Source organism: Microterricola gilva, from assembly GCF_004217495.1.
In the GTDB taxonomy this organism is placed as follows: domain Bacteria; phylum Actinomycetota; class Actinomycetes; order Actinomycetales; family Microbacteriaceae; genus Microterricola; species Microterricola gilva.
In genome coordinates this window covers 1,932,872-1,953,421 of the sequence record NZ_SHLC01000001.1, presented here as the reverse complement: position 1 = coordinate 1,953,421, position 20,550 = coordinate 1,932,872, and the positions used below count along the sequence as shown (strand labels likewise).

Genomic DNA, 20,550 nt, shown 5'->3' with positions numbered 1-20,550 from the left:
GAGCTGGAGGCACGCATGACCCTTGAACCACTCTTTCTCACGCTCGACCGCATCGCCGGCGGACGCACGGCGGGGATCACCATCCCAGAAGACATGAGGCAGCACCCGCGCACCCGCCGCAGCTTCGTCTGGATCACGTGGCTCCTGGCCGCCGAGCTGTTGATCGGCAGCGCGGCCGTCGTCGTCGCCGCCGCGCTCTGGCTCGATGGTGTCGAGATCCCGTTCGCCGTGTGGATGCGCTCGCTCGTCGTGCTCGCCATGACGGTGACGCTGTTCTACTTCGCCTGGCGGGCTCAGCGCGGCTTCTACTGGGCCTACTCGCGGCTCCGGCTGTTCAGCAAGATCTTTCCGGTGGTCACGCTCGTGATTGCGGCGATCCCCGGCCTCTACCCGCTCTGGATGGTGACGGAGCAGATCATCTTCAGCCTGATCCTCATCGGCGTCTCCGACGTGTTGGACAGCGATCACATGCGAGAGGCCTTCCCGAAGCCGCGGAAGAACGCGCAGCGCGCCGGAGCGGAGCCGCTCGGCGCGGCCTCCGTGGAAGCGGTCGCATGAGCGTGCCGACGCTGCCAGCCGCGCCGCGCGACAGCGGGGACGCGTGGGTGTTCGGGCAGGACGGCAGCAAGTTCTGGGGTCGGTTCGGAGCGGCCGGGCTGCTCGTTTGCGATGAGGCCAGGGGAGTGCTGCTCCAGCACCGGGCCGCGTGGAGCCACCACGGTGGAACCTGGGGGCTGCCAGGCGGCGCGCGGCATGACGGGGAGAGTGCAACGCACGCCGCCCTCCGTGAGGCCAACGAGGAGGCCGGCGTTCCGGCTGCCGCTCTGCGCGTGATCGGTGAATCGGTGTTCGACAAGGGATTCTGGAGTTACACCACCGTGATCGCCGAGGTGATTGAGCACTTCGACGCGGTGATCAGCGATCCGGAGAGCATCGCACTGGAATGGGTGCACCCTGCCGATGTCGAGCTCCGGCCCCTGCACCCCGGATTCGCCGCGGCGTGGCCCGCGTTGCGCCTCCGGCTTCCGGGGGCGGCTGCTGGATAGACTCGAAAGCGTGACCGGTCAGCCAGAACTCAGCAACCGCGTCTTCACGGTGCCCAACATCCTGAGCTTCGGTCGTCTGCTGTTGGTGCCCGTCTTCCTCGTCCTACTCATGCAGGGGCGGGATGCCGCCGCCCTCACCGTGCTCGTCATCTCCAGCCTCACCGACTTCCTCGATGGCTACATCGCGCGCCGCTTCAACCAGATGAGCCGGCTCGGCCAGCTCCTCGACCCGGCGGCGGACCGGCTGTACATCTTCGCCGCGATCATTGGACTCGCCTTCAGGGAGCTGGTCCCGTGGTGGCTCGTCGCCGTCATCGTCGGCCGCGACCTCCTGCTGCTCGTGCTCGGCATCGTGCTCGCCAACTACGGCTACGGCCCGCTTCCCGTGCACCTGCTCGGCAAGGTGGCCACCTTCGCGCTCTTCCTCGGGATGCCGCTCATCATGCTCGGCCTCGCGGTTCCCGCTCTCGCACCGTTCAGCCAACCGGTCGCGTGGGCGATCACGCTCTGGGGCGCCTTCCTCTACTGGTGGGCCGGAGCGATCTACCTTATTGAAACGCTGCGTGTCATCCGACCCGTGCAGGCAAAATGACTGCCCCGGCCGTGTGGAACTGCCGCGCCAATCCGATACGCTGGATATATAGGGGAGGTTACCGTGGTTGATTCCGAGCAGGAGAACTCGAGTGATGAGAGCGCTGCGCCGTTGAATCACACTCAGGCGCACCAGAAACTGGTGGACACGACGCTGGCATTCAGCCGCGAGCTGGCCGCACAGTTGGTCGCCATCGACGGCGACATCAGCGAGGAAGAGGCGGAAGCCATCGCCGCGCTGCCCTCCGGATCGGCGCTTTTGATCGTGCGCCGTGGCCCCAATAGTGGGGCACGCTTCCTTCTCGACAGCGATGTAACGAGCGCCGGGCGCCACCCGGATGCCGACATCTTCCTCGACGATGTGACGGTGTCGCGTCGGCACGCAGAGTTCCTTCGGCACGGCACGGCGTTCGAGGTCAAAGACCTCGGCTCGCTCAACGGCACCTACTTCGACGGCGTCCGCATCGAGACGGCGCTGCTCAGTGACGGCGCCGAGGTCCAGGTCGGCAAGTTCCGACTCACCTTCTACGCCTCGCGGCTCGACCTCGCCCAGGCTGCGAGCGAATAGTGCCCGCATCCACGGCCAGGGCGCGGGTGGTCGGGTCTGCTCCGCGACTGAGCATTGGGCAGGTGCTCGCGCATTTGAACCCCGAGTTTCCGGATCTCACGCCGTCGAAACTCCGTTTCCTTGAGGAGCAGGGGCTTGTGTCTCCCGCCCGCACCGAGTCGGGCTACCGCAAGTTCTGCGCGGCCGATGTCGAGCGTCTGCAGCTGATCCTGTCGATGCAGCGCGACCACTACCTCCCGCTCAAGGTCATCCGCAGCCACCTGGCCGAGATCGACGCCGGCCGCACGCCCAGCCTGCCAGGCGCTTCGCCGTCTGCACCGTCGATGCTTTCGGCCGTTCGCCGCTACAGCCGCGACGAGTTGTTGCGCGAGTCGGGGGCGAACGCCGGCCTGCTCGACGACGCCATCGCCGCATCGCTCGTCTCGCCGTCCGAGGTCTACACCGACGAGTCGCTGAGCGTGTTGCGTGCTCTCGTCGAACTGCAGCGCTCCGGCATTGAACCGCGTCATCTGCGCGGTTTCCGCGGCGCCGCCCAGCGTGAACTCGGCCTCATCGAGTCGGCGCTTGCGCCCCTTGCGAGGCGCAAGGACTCCTCGAGTCGGGCCCAGGTCATCGAGCGTGCACACGACATCGCCGGGCAGTTGGAGGTCGTCCGCGGCAGCCTGATCCGCTCCGCGCTCGCCCGTCTGGCACCGTGACGGGGCGACACGCCGAATCATTCGTGCGGATGTCGTTGCCGGGGAGCCTCGCTCTCGGTAGCGTTGCTCTGGTGGGGTGCACACACCCCGTTGACGTTTGAGAGGCAGCCGTATGAGTGAACTCAGTCGAAGCGAGAAAGACCGCTACGACCTCGGTCTGCTCTTCACCGACGGTTTGCCCGAACTCGATGACGCAGCAGGCTACCGCGGCGCCGTTGCGGCCCGTGCGGCCGGCATCAGCTACCGCCAGCTCGACTACTGGGCCCGCACGGAACTCGTCGAGCCCACCGTGCGCGGTGCGGCAGGCTCCGGTTCGCAGCGTCTCTACGGTTTCCGCGACATCCTCGTTCTCAAGCTCGTCAAGCGCCTGCTCGACACCGGCATCTCGCTCCAGCAGATCCGCACGGCCGTCAACCAGCTGCGCGAGAGCGGCGTGAACGACCTCGCCCAGACCACGCTGATGAGCGATGGCGCCAGTGTGTACCTGTGCACATCGGACGACGAGGTCATCGACCTGGTCAGCCGGGGTCAGGGCGTCTTCGGCATCGCCGTCGGCAAGGTGCTGCGCGAGGTCGAGACGAGCCTCGTCGAGCTCAATGTGCAGAGCGCGGACTCCGGCGACGAGCTCGCCGCCCGCCGCGTCAGCCGCAAGAAGATCTCTTAGACCTCAGCAGTGATTTCGACCCGCTCGATCAGCGGGTCTGTTCGGCGCGTCCGCTGGTTGAGCTTGTCGAAACCCGTTCCGTTTGAGCGTGTCGAACCCCGCTCCGTTGGTTGAGCTTGTCGAAAACGGGCCCGCTGGTTGAGCGTGTCGAAACCCGCGACCCGCTCGTGCCGATCAGGCGCTTGGGTTCTCCGCGTACTTCTCGATCTTCGCGGTGCGCAGCACGCGGTCGAGCAGCTGGTCGAAGTAGCGCGAGAGCTCCTGAGCGCTGTCTCCCGGCCAGATGTGCAGCGGCTGCGCCGCGCCCTGCGCCTGCTGCAGCGAGGTGCGCTCCGGGAGCTGCGGGCTGAGCACGAGCGGTCCGAACATGTCGCGCAGCTCCTTGATGCGGAACTGGTGCTCGAGGGATGCCGTGCGGGCACGGTTCACGATGATGCCGAGCGGCTGCAGGCGCGGCGAGAGGCCGCGGCGGATCTCCTCGATCGCGCGGAGTGCGCGGTCGGCCGCAGCAACGGAGAAGAGGCCGGGCTCGGTGACGACGGCGACACGGTCGCTTGCTGCCCAGGCGGTGCGGGTGAGCGCATTGAGCGACGGCGCGCAGTCGATCAGAACGAGTTCGTAATCTTTCTCAACATTCGCGAGCGCTTCTTCGAGCTTCCAGATGTCACGGATGCTCGGGTGCGGGCCGTCGAAGTTGATGGCGGACGGGCTGCCGATCATCACATCAATGACGCTGCCTGCCCTGCCCTTGGTCCAGCCGGACGGCGCGATTGCCGCACGCACCACCTTTTCCTTGGGGGAAGCGAGCACGTCGGACACATTGAGGTGCCCCGCGACTTGGATATCCATGCCGGTGGAGACGTCGGACTGCGGGTCCAAGTCCACCACGAGGGTGCGGATGCCGCGCGCGAAGGCCGCCGATGCAAGACCCAGAGTCACTGTGGTCTTGCCGACGCCTCCCTTGAGGGAGCTGACGGAGAGAACGTGCACAAGAAGACACGTTACCTTCACTAGTCTTAGAGAACCTAACCGTTGGCTGAGTGCCCGGGGTGTTTGAAAGGCTTGCATGTTCCAGAAGATCCTTGTTGCCAATCGAGGCGAAATCGCCATCCGTGCATTTCGAGCTGCCGTGGAGCTCGGGGCGAAGACGGTCGCCGTCTTCCCCTATGAGGACCGCAACTCCCTGCACCGTCTGAAGGCCGACGAGGCCTACCAGATCGGTGAGCCGGGCCACCCGGTGCGTGCGTACCTCGATGTCAGCGAGATCATCAGGGTCGCCCTGGACAGTGGCGCGGACGCCATCTACCCCGGCTACGGCTTCCTCTCCGAGAACCCGGAGCTCGCCGAGGCCGCCCGCGCCAACGGCATCACCTTCATCGGCCCGCAGAAGGAAGTTCTGGAGATGGCCGGCAACAAGGTCACCGCCAAGGAACACGCCATCGCCGCCGGCGTGCCCGTGCTGAAGTCGACGCCGCCATCGCGTGACGTCGAGCTGCTCATCTCCCAGGCCGACGAGATCGGCTTCCCGATCTTCGCCAAGGCCGTCGCCGGCGGTGGCGGTCGCGGCATGCGCCGCGTCAACACCAAGGCCGAGCTGCGCGGATCGCTCGAAGAGGCGATGCGCGAGGCCGACAGCGCCTTCGGCGACGCCACCATGTTCCTCGAGCAAGCCGTGCTGCGCCCCCGTCACATCGAGGTGCAGATCCTCGCCGACGCCCAGGGTGGAACCGTTCACCTGTTCGAGCGTGACTGCTCTGTGCAGCGCCGCCACCAGAAGGTCGTCGAGATCGCCCCGGCGCCGAACCTCAGCGACGAGAAGCGCGCAGAGCTCTACGCCGACGCCATCGCCTTCGCGAAGTCGATCAACTACGTCAACGCCGGAACCGTCGAGTTCCTGCTCGACACCGCGGGCGAGCGTGCCGGCCAGCACGTCTTCATCGAGATGAACCCGCGCATCCAGGTCGAGCACACCGTGACGGAAGAGGTCACGGACGTCGACCTCGTCCAGGCGCAGATCCGCATCGCGGCGGGGGAGTCCCTCGTCGACCTCGGGCTCGAGCAGAAGGACATCAAGCTGCGCGGCGCAGCACTGCAGTGCCGCATCACGACCGAGGACCCGACCGCCGGATTCCGCCCGGACACCGGCAAGATCACGACCTACCGCTCGCCGGGCGGCGCCGGCATCCGCCTCGATGGTGGAACCATCAACCCCGGTGCCCAGATCAGCCCGCACTTCGACTCGATGCTCGCCAAGCTCACGTGCCGCGGCCGTGACTTCGGTGCAGCCGTCGCCCGCTCCAAGCGCGCACTTGCCGAGTTCCGCATCCGTGGTGTCTCCACGAACATCTCCTTCCTGCAGGCCGTGCTCGAGGACCCGTCCTTCGCCGCCGGTGACCTCAGCACCTCCTTCATCGACGAGCGCCCGCAGCTGCTGCGCGGCCGCGTCTCCAAGGACCGCGGAACCAAGATCCTCAACTGGCTCGCGGATGTCACCGTCAACCAGCCCAACGGCAAGCCGATCTCCCTGGTGCACCCGGCCGACAAGCTGCCGAAGCTCGACCTCAGCACGCCGGCTCCCTCCGGTTCCCGCCAGAAGCTGCAGGAGCTCGGCCCGGTCGGCTTCGCGGCCGCCCTGCGCGCGCAGACGGCGCTGGCCGTGACCGACACGACGTTCCGCGACGCCCACCAGTCGCTGCTCGCCACCCGTGTGCGCACCCGCGACCTCGTCGCCGTTGCCCCGTACGTCTCGCGTCTCACCCCCGAGCTGCTCTCGGTCGAGGCCTGGGGCGGCGCCACGTACGACGTGGCCCTGCGCTTCCTCGGCGAGGACCCGTGGGAGCGTCTGGCCGCCCTCCGCGAGGCGCTGCCGAACATCAACCTGCAGATGCTGCTCCGCGGCCGCAACACTGTCGGTTACACGCCGTACCCCACCGAGGTGACCGACGCCTTCGTGCGTGAGGCCGCGTCGACCGGTGTCGACATCTTCCGCATCTTCGACGCCCTCAATGACGTGTCGCAGATGCGCCCGGCGATCGAGTCCGTGCTCGAGACCGGGCACGCCATCGCCGAGGTCGCCGTCTGCTACACCGGTGACCTCCTTGACCCGGCCGAAGACCTCTACACGCTCGACTACTACCTGCGTCTGGCCGAGCAGATCGTCGAGTCCGGCGCGCACATCCTGGCGATCAAGGACATGGCAGGGCTCCTGCGTCCCGCCGCAGCCGAGAAGCTCGTCGGCGCGTTCCGCGAGCGTTTCGACCTGCCCGTTCACGTGCACACCCACGACACACCGGGTGGCCAGCTGGCGACCCTGTTGGCCGCGGCCCGTGCCGGTGCCGACGCCGTCGACGTGGCATCCGCACCCATGGCCGGCACCACCAGCCAGCCCTCCGCCTCCTCGCTCGTGGCCGCCCTCGCGCACACCGAGCGTGACACCGGCATCTCGCTCGACGGCATCTCGAGCCTCGAGCCGTACTGGGAGGCCGTTCGCCAGGTCTACCGCCCGTTCGAGTCCGGCCTCGCCGGCCCGACCGGCCGTGTCTACAAGCACGAGATCCCGGGCGGCCAGCTGTCCAACCTGCGCCAGCAGGCGATCGCCCTCGGCCTCTCCGACGACTTCGAGCTCGTCGAAGACATGTACGCGGCCGCCAACACGATCCTCGGCCGCGTCCCCAAGGTGACGCCGTCGTCGAAGGTCGTCGGCGACCTCGCCCTGCACCTCGCCGCCGTGCGCGCCGACCCGGCCGACTTCGCCGAGAACCCGGACAAGTACGACGTGCCCGACTCGGTCATCGGCTTCATGGCCGGAGAGCTCGGCGAGCTGCCCGGCGGCTGGCCTGAGCCCTTCCGCAGCAAGGTTCTCGCGGGCAAGAACATCCGCATCGGTGTGACCGAGATCAGCCAGGAGGACCGCGACGGCCTCGAGGCCGACAGCGCAACCCGCCGCTCGACGCTGAACCGCCTGCTCTTCCCGGCGCCGACGCGCCAGTTCGAGCAGATCCGTGAACTCTTCGGAGACCTCTCCAGCGTCGACACCCTCGACTACCTCTACGGTCTGCGTCCCGGCGGCGAGCACGTGGTCGAGATCTCGAAGGGTGTGCGTCTCTACGCCGGTCTCGAGGCCATCGGTGAGGCCGACGACAAGGGCATGCGCACCGTCATGACCATCCTCAACGGCCAGCTGCGCCCCGTCTTCGTGCGCGACCGCAGCATCACCGTCGAGTCCAAGGTTGCCGAGAAGGCCGACGCCTCTCAGCCCGGTCAGATCGCGGCTCCGTTCTCCGGCGTCGTTACCCTGCAGCTGGAGCTCGGCGCCGAGGTCGCGGCCGGTCAGGCCGTCGCCTCGATCGAGGCCATGAAGATGGAAGCGGCGATCACCTCGCCCATCGCCGGAGTGATCGAGCGTCTCGCCATCCCCAAGACGCAGCAGGTCGACGCCGGTGATCTTCTCGTGGTTGTGCGTCCGCGCTAAGCTGGAACGCTAGTTCTGCCCGAAATAAGGGGAAATACACCGTGCCCAACACGAAGACGAGCGACGACGAGTACAACAGCGAGCTGCCACCGGAAACGGTCGACAGCCTGGCCTCGTCGCTGCCGGAGAGCCTGAGCATTCAGGTCGATCTCCCGGCTGCTCCCGCCCGCGTCATGCCAGCAGATGAGGTTGCCGTTGCGATCGATGAGGTGGCCGTCAACCCGGGCTTCGTCGACGCCACAGAGCCAACCACGACGTCCATCGAGGTGGTCACGCCTCCGCTGCGGCGCTCCAGCTACTCGGCCGTGCCGTCATCCGCCGCAGCAAGCGCGTCGCCGTACGACGCCCTGCTGGCGACGGATGCCGCGACGACGGCCCAGCACTCGCGCCGCGATCGCGTGCGCTCCGAACACGTCGACATGGCGCAGAACAGCGCATACGACGAGGTGGGGGAGCAGCGCCGCGGCGAGGGTCCGGAGGACGCTGGCATGCTCACCGCCGACCGCCTGCTCGAGGTGAACCGGCGCACCCGTCCGGCCCCCAAGGGCGGCTGGAACCGTTTCGTGTACAACGCGACCTTCCACGGCGTGAACCTCGGCGACTCGGCGAAGGTGCGGGCCGAGCAGGCGCTCACCGACCGGATCGCCAAGCAGTTCAACGGCGGAACGCGCTTCGTGCCGATCCTCACCCGCAAGGGCGGCGTCGGCAAGACCACCGTCACGACGCTGCTCGGCATGGCACTGGCCGACGCGCGCGAGGACCGCATCATCGCGGTCGACGCCAACCCGGACCGTGGCACCCTCTCCGAGCGCGTCACGAAGCAGACCCGCGCCACCGTGCGCGACGTCGTCACCAAGGCGCACACCATCAATGGCTTCACCGACTTCTCGTCGCTGGTCTCCCGCGATGACACGCGCCTCGACATCCTCGCCTCAGACACCGATCCGATGCTCTCCGAGGCCTTCGACGAGAACGACTACAACGTCGTCGCCGACCTGGCCGCCCGGTTCTACTCCGTCGTGCTGACCGACTGCGGCACGGGCATCGTGCACTCGGTGATGCGGGCAACGCTGCAGCGGGCCGACTCGATCGTGATCGTCTCCGGCGGAAGCGTCGACGAGGCGCGCCTGGCATCCGAGACCCTGACCTGGCTCGAGGCGAACGGTTACGGCGATCTCGTGCGCAACGCGGTCGTCGCCATCAACACGGCGACCCAGGGCACGAACCTCGTCAAGCTCGAAGAGATCGAGTCGCACTTCCAGTCGCGCGTGCGCGAGATTGTGCGCATTCCCTACGACCCGCAGCTGGCAGCAGGATCCGTCGTCAACTACGCCGATCTGAAGCCCCTGACGCGTCACTCCGCCCGCACCCTCGCCGCACTCGTGGTCGAGGGTCTCCCGAGCGACAGGGCACTGTAGACCAGCATGACCGTCCGCGAGATCCGCCTCTTCGGCGACCCCGTCCTGAAAACCGTCTCCGATCCGATTCGCGTCGTCGACGCCCGCGTGCGCGCGCTCGTCGACGACCTCATCGACAGCGTGAAGCTGCCAGGCCGTGCCGGCGTCGCCGCGCCCCAGATCGGCGTCAACCTGCGCGCGTTCAGCTACAACGTCGACGGCGAGATCGGCTACATCCTGAACCCCGTGATCGAGGAGCTCTCCGGCGAGCCGGAGCTCGTCGGCGAGGGATGCCTCTCCGTGCCGGAGCTCTGGCACGACACGATGCGCTACCCCTACGCCAGGGTGAGCGGTGTTGACCTCGACGGCAACGCGATCGAGCTCTCCGGAAGCGGGCTGATGGCGCAGGCCCTGCAGCACGAGACCGACCACCTCGACGGCAAGCTCTACCTTGATCGGCTCGACAAGGAACGGCGCCGGGTCGCGATGAAGGAAGTCCGCGAGTCCAGCTGGTTCTAGCGCCCGCAGGCGCGCACAGCAACGCAGAAGGGCCGGTCACTCGCGTGACCGGCCCTTCTGCGTTGCGCGGTGCTACTGCTGGAGGCTGATGCCCTCGGTCGCTGGTGCTCCGGCGTACATGTTCTCGATCTCTCCCGCGAAGTCCTGCAGGATGATGTTGCGCTTGATGCTGAGCTTCGGCGTGAGGTGGCCGCTCGCCTCCGTCAGCTCGAGGGCGAGAACGCGGAACTTCCGGATCGACTCGGCGCGCGAGACCGTCTCGTTGGCCGCATCGACCGCACGCTGCAACTCGGCCAGGACGGCCGGGTTCACGACAGCCTCGTCGAGGGTCATCGCCGCGTCCTCGTTGTTGTTGTTCAGCCAGACCGGCAGCATCTCGGGGTCGAGGGTGATCAGCGCCGAGATGAACGGCTTCTGATCGCCGACCACGACGACCTGCCCGACGAGCGGGTTGGAGCGGATCGGGTCCTCGAGCGCGGCGGGGGCGACGTTCTTGCCGCCGGCCGTGACGATGATCTCCTTCTTGCGCCCTGTGATCGTCAGGAAGCCGTCGGAGTCGAACGAGCCGATGTCGCCCGTCTTCAGCCAGCCGTCGTTGAACGTCGCGGCGGTCGCCTCGGGGTTGTTCCAGTACTCCTTGAAGACGCAGATGCCCTTGACCTCGATCTCACCGTCGTCGGCGATGCGCACGGCGTTACCGGGCAGGGGCGGGCCGACGGTGCCGATCTTGGCCTTGGTGGCGAGGTTGACGGTCGCGGGCGCGGTGGTCTCCGTGAGGCCGTAGCCTTCGAGGATCGTGATGCCCAGCGAGTGGTAGAAGTGACCGAGGCGCTGGCCGAGCGGTGCAGAGCCGGAGACGGCGTACTGGACCTTGCCGCCGAGGGCTGCACGGATCTTCTTCAGAACGAGCGTGTCGTACAGCTTGAACTTGAGCGCGAGGCCGAGCGGGACCTTGCCGGCCTCGACCGCCTTGGAGTGGGCAACGGCGATGTCGGCTGCACGGCGGAAGATGGCGCCCTTGCCGCCGGCCTCTGCCTTCTGCTCCGAGCTGTTGTAGACCTTCTCGAACACGCGGGGGACGGCAAGCAGGAATGTCGGCTGGAAGCTCGCCATGGACGGCAGCAGCTGCTTGGTGTCCGGCTGGTGGCCGACGCGTACGCCGGCGTGCACGCAGAGCACCGTGATGAAGCGGGCGAACACGTGCGCGGTCGTGATGAAGAGCAGGGTCGATGCGCCACCGGGAGCGGTGAGCACCTCCTTGAGCGACACGGCGGCGTTGCGCGAGAGCTCGAGGAAGTTCGAGTGCGTGAGCACGCAGCCGCGCGGCTTGCCGGTCGAGCCTGACGTGTAGATGAGCGTCGCCATGTCGTCGCCGACGGCGAGGTTGCGACGGCGTTCGATCTCGGCATCCGGAATCTCGGTGCCGGCCGCGATCAGCTTGTCGAGGTCGCCGAGGTCGATCTGCCACACGTTGGCGATGGCCGGGAGCTCTGCGCGGACCTCGTCGAAGCGGGCGAAGTGATCGGCGGTCTCGAGGATCACAGAGGTTGCGCCGGAGTCGGTGAGGTTCCAGCGCACCTGGCTGGGGGAGCTGGTCTCGTAGACGGGCACGAGGATGGCACCGGCGAACCAGGTCGCGAAGTCGATCAGCGTCCACTCGTAGCGGGTCTTGCTCATCAGCCCGATCTTGTCGCCGGGCTGGATGCCGGCGACGACGAGGCCCTTGGCGAGCGCGACCACCCGCGCGTGGAACTCAGCGGTCGTGACGGGCTTCCAGCCCGCGCCGTCCGGCAGGGAGAACAACACGAGCTCGGGTGTTGCCGCGACACGTTGGACCAGCAGGTCGGTGATATTCGCCTGGGGGTCCGCTGCCACGACAGCGGGCGTTGAAAATTCTTGCACGGCAACTCCTTTGGTACCGGAAATGTATGGAACCCACTCTATCGGCGTGTGAACGCGTCACACTGCCGAGCGAAGACCGTCCCGGAATACTGATTGACTTACACTCTAATGTGGTGTGCGCTTGCCCTTCGGTACGCGGCCGCCCTGAATTTCACGACGAAAGGCTGTTGCACGTGCACGCGATCGGAATCGACATCGGCGGAACCAAGATCGCCGGGGCTCTCGTCGACGAATTCGGCGTGATCGTGAAGAGCGAGCGGGTGCCCACTCCGGCCGGCGACCCCGCGCAGATCGAAGACGCCGTGGTGCAGATGGTGCAGAGCCTCTCCGTCGGGGAGCAGGTCGCCGCGGCCGGTATCGCCGCCGCCGGATTCATCGACGCCGCGCAGTCGACCGTGTACTACGCGCCGAACATCAACTGGCGCAACGAGCCGTTCCGGGCCAAGCTCGAGGCGCGCCTCGACCTGTCCGTGATCATCGAGAACGACGCCAACGCGGCAGGATGGGCGGAGTTCCGCTACGGCGCTGGGCGCCTGTACAGCGACATGGTCACGCTCACCATCGGCACCGGCGTCGGTGGGGCCATCGTCAGTGCCGACAAGCTCTTCCGCGGCGGCTTCGGCGCCGGGGCCGAGCTCGGCCACATGCGCATCGTGCCAGAGGGCCTGCCGTGCGGCTGCGGAGCCCGCGGCTGCATCGAGCAATACGGCTCCGGTCGTGCCCTGCTCCGCATGGCCAACGAGTACGCGGATGCCGGCGGCATCGGTCAGACGCTGGCCGATGTGCGAGCCGCCCGCGGAGAACTCCGTGGCGAGGATGTCGCCGCTCTCATCGCCGACGGCGACGGCGGCGCGCATGCGGTGCTCCGCCAGCTCGGGCACTGGCTCGGCCAGGCCTGCGCGAGCCTCTCCGCCGTGCTGGACCCGCAGGTCTTCGTGTTCGGCGGCGGCGTCTCCAGTGCGGGCGAACTGCTGCTCGACCCCATCCGCTCTGCCTACTTCGACCACCTCCCGGCCCGCGGGTACCACCCGGAGCCCGAGTTCCTGGTCGCCGAGCTCGTCAACGACGCCGGAGTGGTCGGGGCGGCAGACCTCGCTAGGCTGAGTGCAGCTCAGTAGTCAGCGCCGGCGGCCGTAGTCAGGGTCAGCGGCGGCAATCAGAAGCAGAGAAGAAGGAGGCGGGTGCGATGTTCTACTGGATCATGAAACACATCGTCGTCGGCCCGATTCTGCTCGCGATCTTCCGCCCCTGGGTCATCGGGCTCGAGAACGTGCCGAAGAACGGCGGGGCGATTCTCGCGTCCAACCACCTCTCCTTCATCGACTCGATCTTCCTGCCGCTCGTCGTCGAGCGCCGGATGGCCTTCCTCGCCAAGAGCGAGTACTTCACAGGCAAGGGGCTGAAAGGCTGGGCGACCAAGTTCTTCTTCACCGCCACCGGGCAGCTGCCGATCGACCGCTCGGGTGGCAAGGCCTCTGAGGCCTCGCTCAACACCGGCCTGGCCGTCCTCGGCCGCGGAGAGTTGCTCGGCATCTATCCTGAGGGCACGCGCAGCCCGGACGCGAAGATGTATCGCGGCCGCACCGGCGTCGCCCGCATGGTGCTCGAGGCCGGCGTCCCCATCGTTCCCGTCGCGATGATCGACACGGAGAAGGTCATGCCGATCGGCAAGCGACTGCCCAAGATCCGTCGCATCGGCATCATCATCGGCGAGCCCCTCGACTTCAGCCGCTTCGAGGGAATGGAGGGCGACCGCTTCGTGTTGCGCTCCGTGACGGACGAGCTGATGTACGAGCTCCGCGCCCTCAGCGGCCAGGTCTACGACGACGTCTACGCCAGCTCCGTCAAGGAGCAGCGGGCCACGCTTTCGCGCTAGGCTGATTTGCATTCGGCTGCCGCTCCCGGCAGCCGTTCATTCCGGTGTCATCTGACGCCGCCTCGAGAAAACAGGAATAGTCCCGTGGTACAACCCACCGAACCGGTCGTTTTGGCAGATGCATCTGTGATTGCCGGTCTGGACTATTGGCGCACCCTTCCCATCAAGCAGCAACCGGAGTGGCAGGATCCAGAGGCGACCGCCGCGGCATCCGCCGAACTGGCAGCACTGCCCCCTCTCGTCTTCGCCGGCGAGGTCGACCAGTTGCGCTCGCGCCTCGCTGCTGCGGCGAACGGTCAGGCATTCCTGCTGCAGGGCGGCGACTGTGCCGAGACCTTCGCAGGCGCAACGGCCGATCAGATCCGTGACCGCGTGAAGACCGTGCTGCAGATGGCCGTCGTGCTCACCTACGGCGCCTCGATGCCCGTCGTGAAGATGGGCCGCATGGCCGGCCAGTTCGCCAAGCCGCGCTCGAGCGACAACGAGACCCGCGGCGACGTGACGCTGCCCGCCTACCGCGGCGACATCGTCAACGGCTACGACTTCACCCCGGAGTCCCGTGCGGCAGACCCCAAGCGCCTCGTGCAGGGCTACCACACGGCCGCGTCGACGCTCAACCTGATCCGTGCCTTCACGCAGGGTGGGTTCGCCGACCTCCGCCAGGTGCACAGCTGGAACCAGGGCTTCGCCGCCAACCCGGCGAACCAGCGGTACGAGAAGCTGGCCAAGGAGATCGACCGTGCCATCGGCTTCATGGCCGCGTGTGGCGCCGACTTCGACGAGCTCAAGCGCACCGAGTTCTACACCGGCCACGAGGGCCTGCTGATGGACTACGAGCGCCCCATGACGCGCATCGACTCGCGCACGGGAACCCCGTACAACACCTCATCGCACTTCCTCTGGATCGGTGAGCGCACCCGTGAGCTCGACGGCGCGCACGTCGACTTCCTCAGCCGTGTGCGCAACCCGATCGGAGTCAAGCTCGGCCCGACCACGAGCACCGACGACATGCTGCGCCTGGTCGACAAGCTCGACCCGAACCGTGAGCCGGGTCGCCTGACCTTCATCACCCGCATGGGTGCAGGCAAGATCCGCGATGCACTGCCACCACTGCTCGAGGCCATCAAGGCCAGCGACGCGCTGCCGCTCTGGGTCACCGACCCGATGCACGGCAACGGCCTCACGACGCCCAACGGCTACAAGACCCGTCGTTTCGACGACGTCGTCGACGAGGTCAAGGGCTTCTTCGAGGCGCACCGCGCCGTCGGCACGAACCCGGGCGGCATCCACGTCGAGCTCACCGGTGACGACGTCACCGAGTGCCTCGGCGGCAGCGAGCACATCGACGAGGCGACGCTGGCGACGCGCTACGAGTCGCTCTGCGACCCGCGCCTGAACCACATGCAGTCGCTGGAGCTGGCGTTCCTGGTGGCGGAGGAGCTGGCTGCGGCCAAGCGCTGAAGACCTCTTAACTGAGAAGACGGATGCCGCGCCCTACTGGGGCGCGGCATCCGTCTTTTCTACGTGCGGCGGGTGTGCGTGCGTGCGGCGGGCGGGGGCATGCTCCTCAGCTCAAACAATGACGTCTTCGTTCGGACCCCGGATTCAGGGATCGCATGCGTTGAGCTGCTGGTGGGGTCCAAACGAAGACGTCATAACTCGACACCCCGCACACCCCCGCCCGCCGCTGCCCGTTTCAGAGGCACCCGAGAATGGCCTGTCGTGCAGGAATCGCGAGGGCGGAGCCGACGAGTAGGTGGCTTCTTGCAGCCGCGCTAGAGGGTGACTTGCGCTGTGATGTGGACCGTGGAGTGGCGCTCGGCCTGCGTTCCGGCGACGGGATCGATCTCGACGACCTTGGCGAAGGGGAAGAGCGGCTCGGGGAAGTTGTAGCTGACCTCGAACTCCGCGGCCTTCAGCGTGTCGATCGCCTCCTGCATGCCCATGCCGACGACGTCCGGAATGGCGACCAGGTCTTTGCCCTTGGAGATGGTCAGCACGATCGCCGAGCCGGGGCGGACGGGGCCCTCCTCCTGCGGGGAGGCCGCGATGACCGCGCCGTCCGGCACGTTCGAGTCGAAGACGGGGTCCGTCGCGATCGTCTCAAGGTTCACGGCGTCGAGCGCGGCGGTTGCCTCGTCGACGGAGAGGCCGGCGACATCGGGGATCGGGCCGGCCGACACGACGAGTGTCATCGCCGCGCCCTCGGGGGCGGTGGGCCCGACCGGGTTGCCATCGGCGTCGAGGAGGGCGATGACGGCGCCCTGGGGCTGCTCACCCGTGAACTGGACGTCGGCGGCCTCCGCGACGGCGAACCGCGCCAGCTGGGTGCGCGCGTCCGCCTCTGGGATGCCGACGACGGCGGGAACGTCGAGGATCTCCGGCCCCGTCGAGAGGCAGAGGGTGACGGTGCTGCCGCGTGCGACGGAGGAGCCGATGGCCGGGTCGGTGCTGGCGACGAGATCGGGGGCGATGGTCGGGTGGGAGCAGCTCGTCGTGGCGTCGGCGACGGTGAACCCGGCGGCGACGAGCTCGGTGCTGGCGGCGTCGGCGCTCTGATTGCTGACGTCGGGCACGGTGGCGCGCGAGCCGGGACCGGAGCCGAAGTACCAGCCGGTCCCCGCTGCCAGGCCGGCGAGCAGAACGATGAGTGCGAACAGCCAGTAACCGCGGCGCTTGCGCTTGGCTGCCGTGCTGCGCAGCAGGGCCGTGCTGTCGGCGGACGTCGCCTCGACGGGACCGGTGCGGTGCCTGGCGCTGCCGATGATCTGGGTCTCCGCGTCCGAATCGGCGGCGAGCTCGTCGATGCCGCCCGCGAGCACCATCGTCGGTGCGAGCGGGCTCGGCAGCACAGTGGTGGCGGCCGTGGCGCCGGGCTCCGCGGTGCCCGGCATCTCGGCGGCGATGAGTTGCAGCTGCTCGAGCATGACGCTGGCGTCGCGGGGTCGGTCCTCCGGGTCGCGGGCCGTCGCCCAGAGCACGAGCTCGTCGAGCTCGCGGGGGAGTCCTGGCACCTTGAGGCTCGGCGCGGGAACGGAGTCGTTGGCGTGCTGGTAGGCGATCTGCATCGGCGCCTCGCCGACGAAGGGCTGCTCACCGGTGAGCATCTCGTACATCATGATGCCGAGCGCGTAGATGTCGCTGCGGGCATCGGCGACGCCGCGGGTGACGAGCTCGGGGGAGAGGTAGGCGATGGTGCCGAGCAGAGCCTGGCCGGTGGCGGTGTTCGCGCTCGTCGCGCGGGCCAGGCCGAAGTCGCCGAGCTTGATGCGGCCGTCATCGGCCAGCAGCACGTTCTCCGGCTTCATGTCGCGGTGGACGATGCCGGCCTTGTGCGCGGCCGCGAGGCCGCCGAGCACGGCGGTGACGATGTCGATGGTCTGCTCAGGGGTGAGCTTGCCGTAGTCCTTGAGCAGATCGCGCAGGGTGATGCCAGGCAGGTACTCCATGACCATGTAGGCCATGTCGGAGTCCTGGCCCTGGTCGAAGACGTTGACGACGTTGGGGTGGGCCAGACGCGCGGCGGAGCGTGCCTCCTGCACGAAGCGGCTCTTGAAGGTGTTGTCGTCGGCGAGGTGGCCGTGCATGATCTTGATGGCGACCCGGCGCTCGAGGCGCAGATCGGTCGCCAGATAGACCGTGGCCATGCCGCCACGGGCGATGCGGGAGCGCACCTGATAACGGCCGTCTATCAGACGGCCGATCATCGGATCGTTCGGTGTGGAGCTCACCGTTGCAGTCTAGGAAGTCGAGGAGGGGAAACACCGATAAAACACCGAGAAGCGGCGCATTGGCCGGGCAGATTCCCGATTGCCCCGATCGGATGCCGGCTCAGCCGAGCTCGGTCAGCCAGCTTCGTGCCGATGTCTCCCATTTCGCATAGAAATCGGGGTGGGCCGAGATCTGCACGGCCTGGGCCGCCTCGGTGACGCTCATGCCCTGCCAGCCGTCGATGTCGAAGAGACCGCGCGGCACGACGTCGTTCGTGTTTGGAGCCTGCCCGAAGAATGCGAGCGTCGCATAGTGCGGATCCATGAGCTGGTCCGGGGTGCCCCAGCCGGCGCTCGGCCGCTGCTGGAACAGCCCGAGCGAGTCGCGGTCGCCGTGATCGAGGTTGATCAGGCTGGACTCCTGCGCGGCCGTCGCGAGGGCGACGACGATGGCCTCATCGCTCGCTCCGATCGACCGGGCGACGTCGATGATGGTGCGGGCGTTCTGCCGCATCTCCGAGCTGAGCGGCACGGCCGCGCTTGAGCTGCCGCCGGCGGGGGAGGCGATCAGCTGTTCGACGACGACGGCGACCTCGAGGACTGGGCCCCCTGGCAGCGCGAGTGTCTGTCCGGGGTAGATGATGCTCGACCAGCCGAGTCCGTTCGCGTCGAGCAGGGCCTGCACCGAGACGCCGGCAGCGCTTGCGATGCCGCTGATGGTGTCACCGCTGCTCACGGTGTGCGTTCCCGTTGCGGCAGGGCCGGCGTCGACCGCTGCGACCGGTGCCGCCTGTGCCACCGAAGCCGACTGGGCGGCGTCGGGCAGCACGATCGTCTGACCGGCGAAGATCAGGCTCTGCGCATCGAGTCCGTTGGCGCGCAGGACGTCGTGGCTGTTGAGGCCGTGCGCCTCGGCGATGCCGCTGATCGTGTCGCCCGCGACGACCGTGTAGCGGGTGATCTCGGCCGACGGCGCGGCCGGTGGAGCGGAGACGATGACGGCGGAACCGCCGAGGCTGAGTGTCTGCCCCGGGAAGATGACCGCAGACCAGCCGAGGCCGTTCTGTGCGAGCACGGCGGCCGTCGACAGGCCGAAGCGGGCCGCGATGCCACTGACGGTGTCGCCCTCGACGACGACATAGCTCGACGGGGCCTGGGTCGCGGCGACCGTGGTCGGCGCTGCGGTGAGCTTGGGGGTCGGAATGGCTGCACGCGGCTTGAGCGACGGCTTCGCAGGCGTGGCGGCCTCGGCCGGCGACGCGAAATTCAACGAGACGGCGATGGCGCTGACGACGGCGAGCGGAATCGTCACGAACGACGAGCGCCGTTTGCGCGACGCCCGCAATGCCTCGCGGCGTGTTGTCGTGCCTTCGATCTCGTTCATCGCCCGATCAATCGCATCGCAATGGCCCCCGTCTGTGATACCCCCTCAACCGTGGCAGAGAAGTCATCGAGAGTCAACCACTGATGCCAGAGTGAGGAAAGTAATTGTGAGAAACCAGAGTGCTTAAAGTGACGGAAGTGATTTGGGTTCATCTGTTCGAAACAAATTGGACGCCGTGGCGGGGCGACGCGTCGGCGCGCTGGTTTGCACAGCACGCCCGACGTGGCACTCTTAGTACGTGACCGACGTGTTTTCAGGCCGACAGTGGCTGACCATCCCCGACCTTGTTGAACTCCTCGGCGTTGGCCAGAGCCGCGTTCGCAGACTCATCGAAGACAAGCAATTGCTCGCGGTGCGTGTCGATGGCGTGCTCAAGGTTCCGGCCGACTTCATCAGAGAAGGCGAACCGCTCACCGAATTGCGGGGCACGCTCTACGTGCTCTCCGACGACGGCTTCAGCGACGACGAAGCGATGACGTGGCTGCTGAGCGTCGAGGAGAGCCTGCAGGCTGCTCCCATCGACGCCCTGCGCGCCGGCCGCAAGGCCGAGGTGCGTCGCGTCGCCCAGTCCCTGGGCTAGACCGGGGTCAGGCCGAGCGGGTCGTGACGGTCTCGGCGAGCTCGCTCAGCTGAGTGATCGCGCGCCTGCTGAGCGGTGACGAGCCGACGGCGGCGATCGCCGTACGCACGTTGCGTGAGATGAGCGCCTCGACCTCGTCGACCGCGCCGCAGTCCGCGATCGTGTTCTGCAGCATCCGCACCTGGGCGTCGTCCAGCTCGGCATCGCCGAGCAGCTCGTCGACGGCGCGGCGGGCGCCCTGCGGCATCAATTCCCTGGCGATCGCCACGAGCACGGTGCGCTTGCCCTCGCGCAGGTCGTCGCCGCTCGGCTTGCCGGTGACCGCGGTGTCTCCGAAGACTCCGAGCAGGTCGTCGCGGAGCTGATAGGCGATTCCGAGCGGCAGGCCGAAGTCGCGCAGCGCCGCCAGCTGCGCCGGCGTGCCGCCAGCCAGCGTTGCGCCGATCAGCAGCGGGGCCTGAACGCTGTACTTCGCCGACTTGTAGACGATCACGCGTTCCGCGCGCTCGCGCAGTTCGGCGTCTGGACGACGCAGCCACGCGCTCTCCTCGAGCACGTCCAGGTACTGGCCGGCCGTCACCTCTGTACGCATGTGGTTGAAGGCCGAACGGGTCGCACGCGCCAGAGCCCTGTCCTCGATGAGTTCGAGTCCCTCGTCGAGGAGCTCGTCGCTCCACCCGAGCAGCAGATCGCCGAGCAGGATCGCAGCAGCCCGGCCGAACTCGACGGGGTTGCCCGCCCACTCCGAGTCGCTGTGCAGTCCCTCGAACAGGCGGTGGGCGGATGCCGAGCCGCGCCTGGTGTCGGAATTGTCGATGATGTCGTCGTGCACGAGCGCCGCAGCATGGAAGATTTCGAGTGCGGCGGCGACGGCGACGATCGCACTCAGATCCCGCGCAGGCTCGTCGTCATCGGCGAACGGATCGAAGCCGGAATCCACTCCGGAGACCGATTCGAACCCCCAGTAGCAGAACAGCGCGCGGAAGCGCTTGCCACCGCTGAGAAACTGCCGAGAGAAGTCCACGAAGGGAGTCAATTCGGGGCTGATCGCGCGCACAATGGGAGCACGGTCTGCGAGGAAATCTGATATGCGTGAATCGACGAGGTCGACCAGCCGGGTGCTTTCTGCCACCCGCCTAGCCTA

18 protein-coding genes are annotated in these 20,550 nt (G+C 67.5%); 13 read left to right on the top strand and 5 right to left on the bottom strand.

Features of this window, described 5'->3' with window-relative positions:
* Window positions 1-15: 15 nt before the first annotated feature.
* The 6 genes from EV379_RS09090 to EV379_RS09065 all read left to right on the top strand — a co-directional run bounded on the left by EV379_RS09090 (window position 16) and on the right by EV379_RS09065 (window position 3,567).
* Complete coding sequence (locus EV379_RS09090; protein ID WP_130505855.1) at window positions 16-558, top strand: hypothetical protein; 543 nt, start codon at window positions 16-18, stop codon at window positions 556-558.
* A complete protein-coding gene (locus EV379_RS09085) occupies window positions 555-1,046 on the top strand; it encodes an NUDIX domain-containing protein (protein ID WP_130505854.1) in 492 nt (163 codons plus the stop codon). Before EV379_RS09090 ends, EV379_RS09085 begins: the two co-directional genes overlap by 4 nt.
* A gap of 10 nt (window positions 1,047-1,056) precedes the next feature.
* A complete protein-coding gene (locus EV379_RS09080) occupies window positions 1,057-1,638 on the top strand; it encodes a CDP-alcohol phosphatidyltransferase family protein (RefSeq protein WP_242616300.1) in 582 nt (193 codons plus the stop codon).
* 111 nt (window positions 1,639-1,749) lie between these two features.
* Entirely contained in the window at window positions 1,750-2,205 is a 456-nt protein-coding gene (locus EV379_RS09075) for an FHA domain-containing protein (RefSeq protein WP_120256539.1), read from the top strand.
* Entirely contained in the window at window positions 2,205-2,903 is a 699-nt protein-coding gene (gene ftsR, locus EV379_RS09070; protein WP_130505852.1) for a transcriptional regulator FtsR, read from the top strand. The genes EV379_RS09075 and ftsR overlap by 1 nt, the downstream gene beginning before the upstream one ends.
* Before the next feature lie 112 nt (window positions 2,904-3,015).
* Window positions 3,016-3,567 (top strand): MerR family transcriptional regulator, encoded by a 552-nt coding sequence (locus EV379_RS09065; RefSeq protein ID WP_130505851.1) that lies wholly within the window; start codon window positions 3,016-3,018, stop codon window positions 3,565-3,567.
* 174 nt (window positions 3,568-3,741) lie between these two features.
* Here EV379_RS09065 and EV379_RS09060 read toward each other — a convergent pair whose 3' ends face one another.
* Complete coding sequence (locus EV379_RS09060) at window positions 3,742-4,557, bottom strand: ParA family protein (protein ID WP_130505850.1); 816 nt, start codon at window positions 4,555-4,557, stop codon at window positions 3,742-3,744.
* Window positions 4,558-4,633: 76 nt separating this feature from the next.
* Here EV379_RS09060 and EV379_RS09055 point away from each other — a divergent pair, with 76 nt between their 5' ends.
* From EV379_RS09055 to def, 3 genes are read left to right on the top strand one after another with little or no spacing between them, the layout of a single operon-like run.
* Window positions 4,634-8,038: a pyruvate carboxylase gene (locus EV379_RS09055; protein WP_130505849.1), complete on the top strand. Its 3,405-nt coding sequence runs from the start codon at window positions 4,634-4,636 to the stop codon at window positions 8,036-8,038.
* Window positions 8,039-8,079: 41 nt separating this feature from the next.
* Entirely contained in the window at window positions 8,080-9,456 is a 1,377-nt protein-coding gene (locus EV379_RS09050; RefSeq protein ID WP_423203243.1) for a MinD/ParA family ATP-binding protein, read from the top strand.
* Window positions 9,457-9,462: 6 nt separating this feature from the next.
* On the top strand, window positions 9,463-9,954 hold the full coding sequence (gene def / locus EV379_RS09045; RefSeq protein ID WP_130505848.1) for a peptide deformylase: 492 nt from the start codon (window positions 9,463-9,465) through the stop codon (window positions 9,952-9,954).
* 72 nt (window positions 9,955-10,026) lie between these two features.
* On the opposite strand, the gene EV379_RS09040 is transcribed toward def, so the two are convergent.
* Complete coding sequence (locus tag EV379_RS09040; RefSeq protein ID WP_130505847.1) at window positions 10,027-11,856, bottom strand: AMP-dependent synthetase/ligase; 1,830 nt, start codon at window positions 11,854-11,856, stop codon at window positions 10,027-10,029.
* Window positions 11,857-12,029: 173 nt separating this feature from the next.
* On the opposite strand from EV379_RS09040, the gene EV379_RS09035 reads away from it, so the two are divergent.
* The 3 genes from EV379_RS09035 to EV379_RS09025 all read left to right on the top strand — a co-directional run bounded on the left by EV379_RS09035 (window position 12,030) and on the right by EV379_RS09025 (window position 15,193).
* Window positions 12,030-12,974, top strand: a complete 945-nt coding sequence (locus EV379_RS09035) for an ROK family glucokinase (protein ID WP_130505846.1) — start codon at window positions 12,030-12,032, stop codon at window positions 12,972-12,974.
* A 68-nt stretch (window positions 12,975-13,042) separates the two neighbouring features.
* Window positions 13,043-13,732, top strand: a complete 690-nt coding sequence (locus EV379_RS09030; protein WP_130505845.1) for a lysophospholipid acyltransferase family protein — start codon at window positions 13,043-13,045, stop codon at window positions 13,730-13,732.
* 126 nt (window positions 13,733-13,858) lie between these two features.
* On the top strand, window positions 13,859-15,193 hold the full coding sequence (locus EV379_RS09025) for a class II 3-deoxy-7-phosphoheptulonate synthase (RefSeq protein ID WP_130505844.1): 1,335 nt from the start codon (window positions 13,859-13,861) through the stop codon (window positions 15,191-15,193).
* A gap of 314 nt (window positions 15,194-15,507) precedes the next feature.
* On the opposite strand, the gene pknB is transcribed toward EV379_RS09025, so the two are convergent.
* Both pknB and EV379_RS09015 read right to left on the bottom strand, forming a co-directional pair.
* Complete coding sequence (pknB, locus tag EV379_RS09020) at window positions 15,508-17,439, bottom strand: Stk1 family PASTA domain-containing Ser/Thr kinase (protein ID WP_423203259.1); 1,932 nt, start codon at window positions 17,437-17,439, stop codon at window positions 15,508-15,510.
* A 124-nt stretch (window positions 17,440-17,563) separates the two neighbouring features.
* Window positions 17,564-18,826, bottom strand: coding sequence for a LysM peptidoglycan-binding domain-containing protein (locus EV379_RS09015; protein WP_242616299.1), 1,263 nt, complete (start codon window positions 18,824-18,826; stop codon window positions 17,564-17,566).
* A gap of 238 nt (window positions 18,827-19,064) precedes the next feature.
* Here EV379_RS09015 and EV379_RS09010 point away from each other — a divergent pair, with 238 nt between their 5' ends.
* A complete protein-coding gene (locus EV379_RS09010; protein ID WP_130505842.1) occupies window positions 19,065-19,406 on the top strand; it encodes an Rv2175c family DNA-binding protein in 342 nt (113 codons plus the stop codon).
* Between the two features lie 7 nt (window positions 19,407-19,413).
* On the opposite strand, the gene EV379_RS09005 is transcribed toward EV379_RS09010, so the two are convergent.
* On the bottom strand, window positions 19,414-20,538 hold the full coding sequence (locus tag EV379_RS09005) for a polyprenyl synthetase family protein (protein ID WP_130505841.1): 1,125 nt from the start codon (window positions 20,536-20,538) through the stop codon (window positions 19,414-19,416).
* Window positions 20,539-20,550 lie beyond the last annotated feature (12 nt).

Bases quoted from the DNA above. Each gene is read 5' to 3' on its own strand.
- EV379_RS09090 (WP_130505855.1), top strand. From the start codon at position 16: ATGACCCTTGAACCACTCTTTCTCACGCTCGACCGCATCGCCGGCGGA.
- EV379_RS09085 (WP_130505854.1), top strand. From the start codon at position 555: ATGAGCGTGCCGACGCTGCCAGCCGCGCCGCGCGACAGCGGGGACGCG.
- EV379_RS09065 (WP_130505851.1), top strand. From the start codon at position 3,016: ATGAGTGAACTCAGTCGAAGCGAGAAAGACCGCTACGACCTCGGTCTG.
- EV379_RS09055 (WP_130505849.1), top strand. From the start codon at position 4,634: ATGTTCCAGAAGATCCTTGTTGCCAATCGAGGCGAAATCGCCATCCGT.
- def (WP_130505848.1), top strand. From the start codon at position 9,463: ATGACCGTCCGCGAGATCCGCCTCTTCGGCGACCCCGTCCTGAAAACC.
- EV379_RS09030 (WP_130505845.1), top strand. From the start codon at position 13,043: ATGTTCTACTGGATCATGAAACACATCGTCGTCGGCCCGATTCTGCTC.
- pknB (WP_423203259.1), bottom strand. From the start codon at position 17,439: ATGATCGGCCGTCTGATAGACGGCCGTTATCAGGTGCGCTCCCGCATC.
- EV379_RS09015 (WP_242616299.1), bottom strand. From the start codon at position 18,826: ATGAACGAGATCGAAGGCACGACAACACGCCGCGAGGCATTGCGGGCG.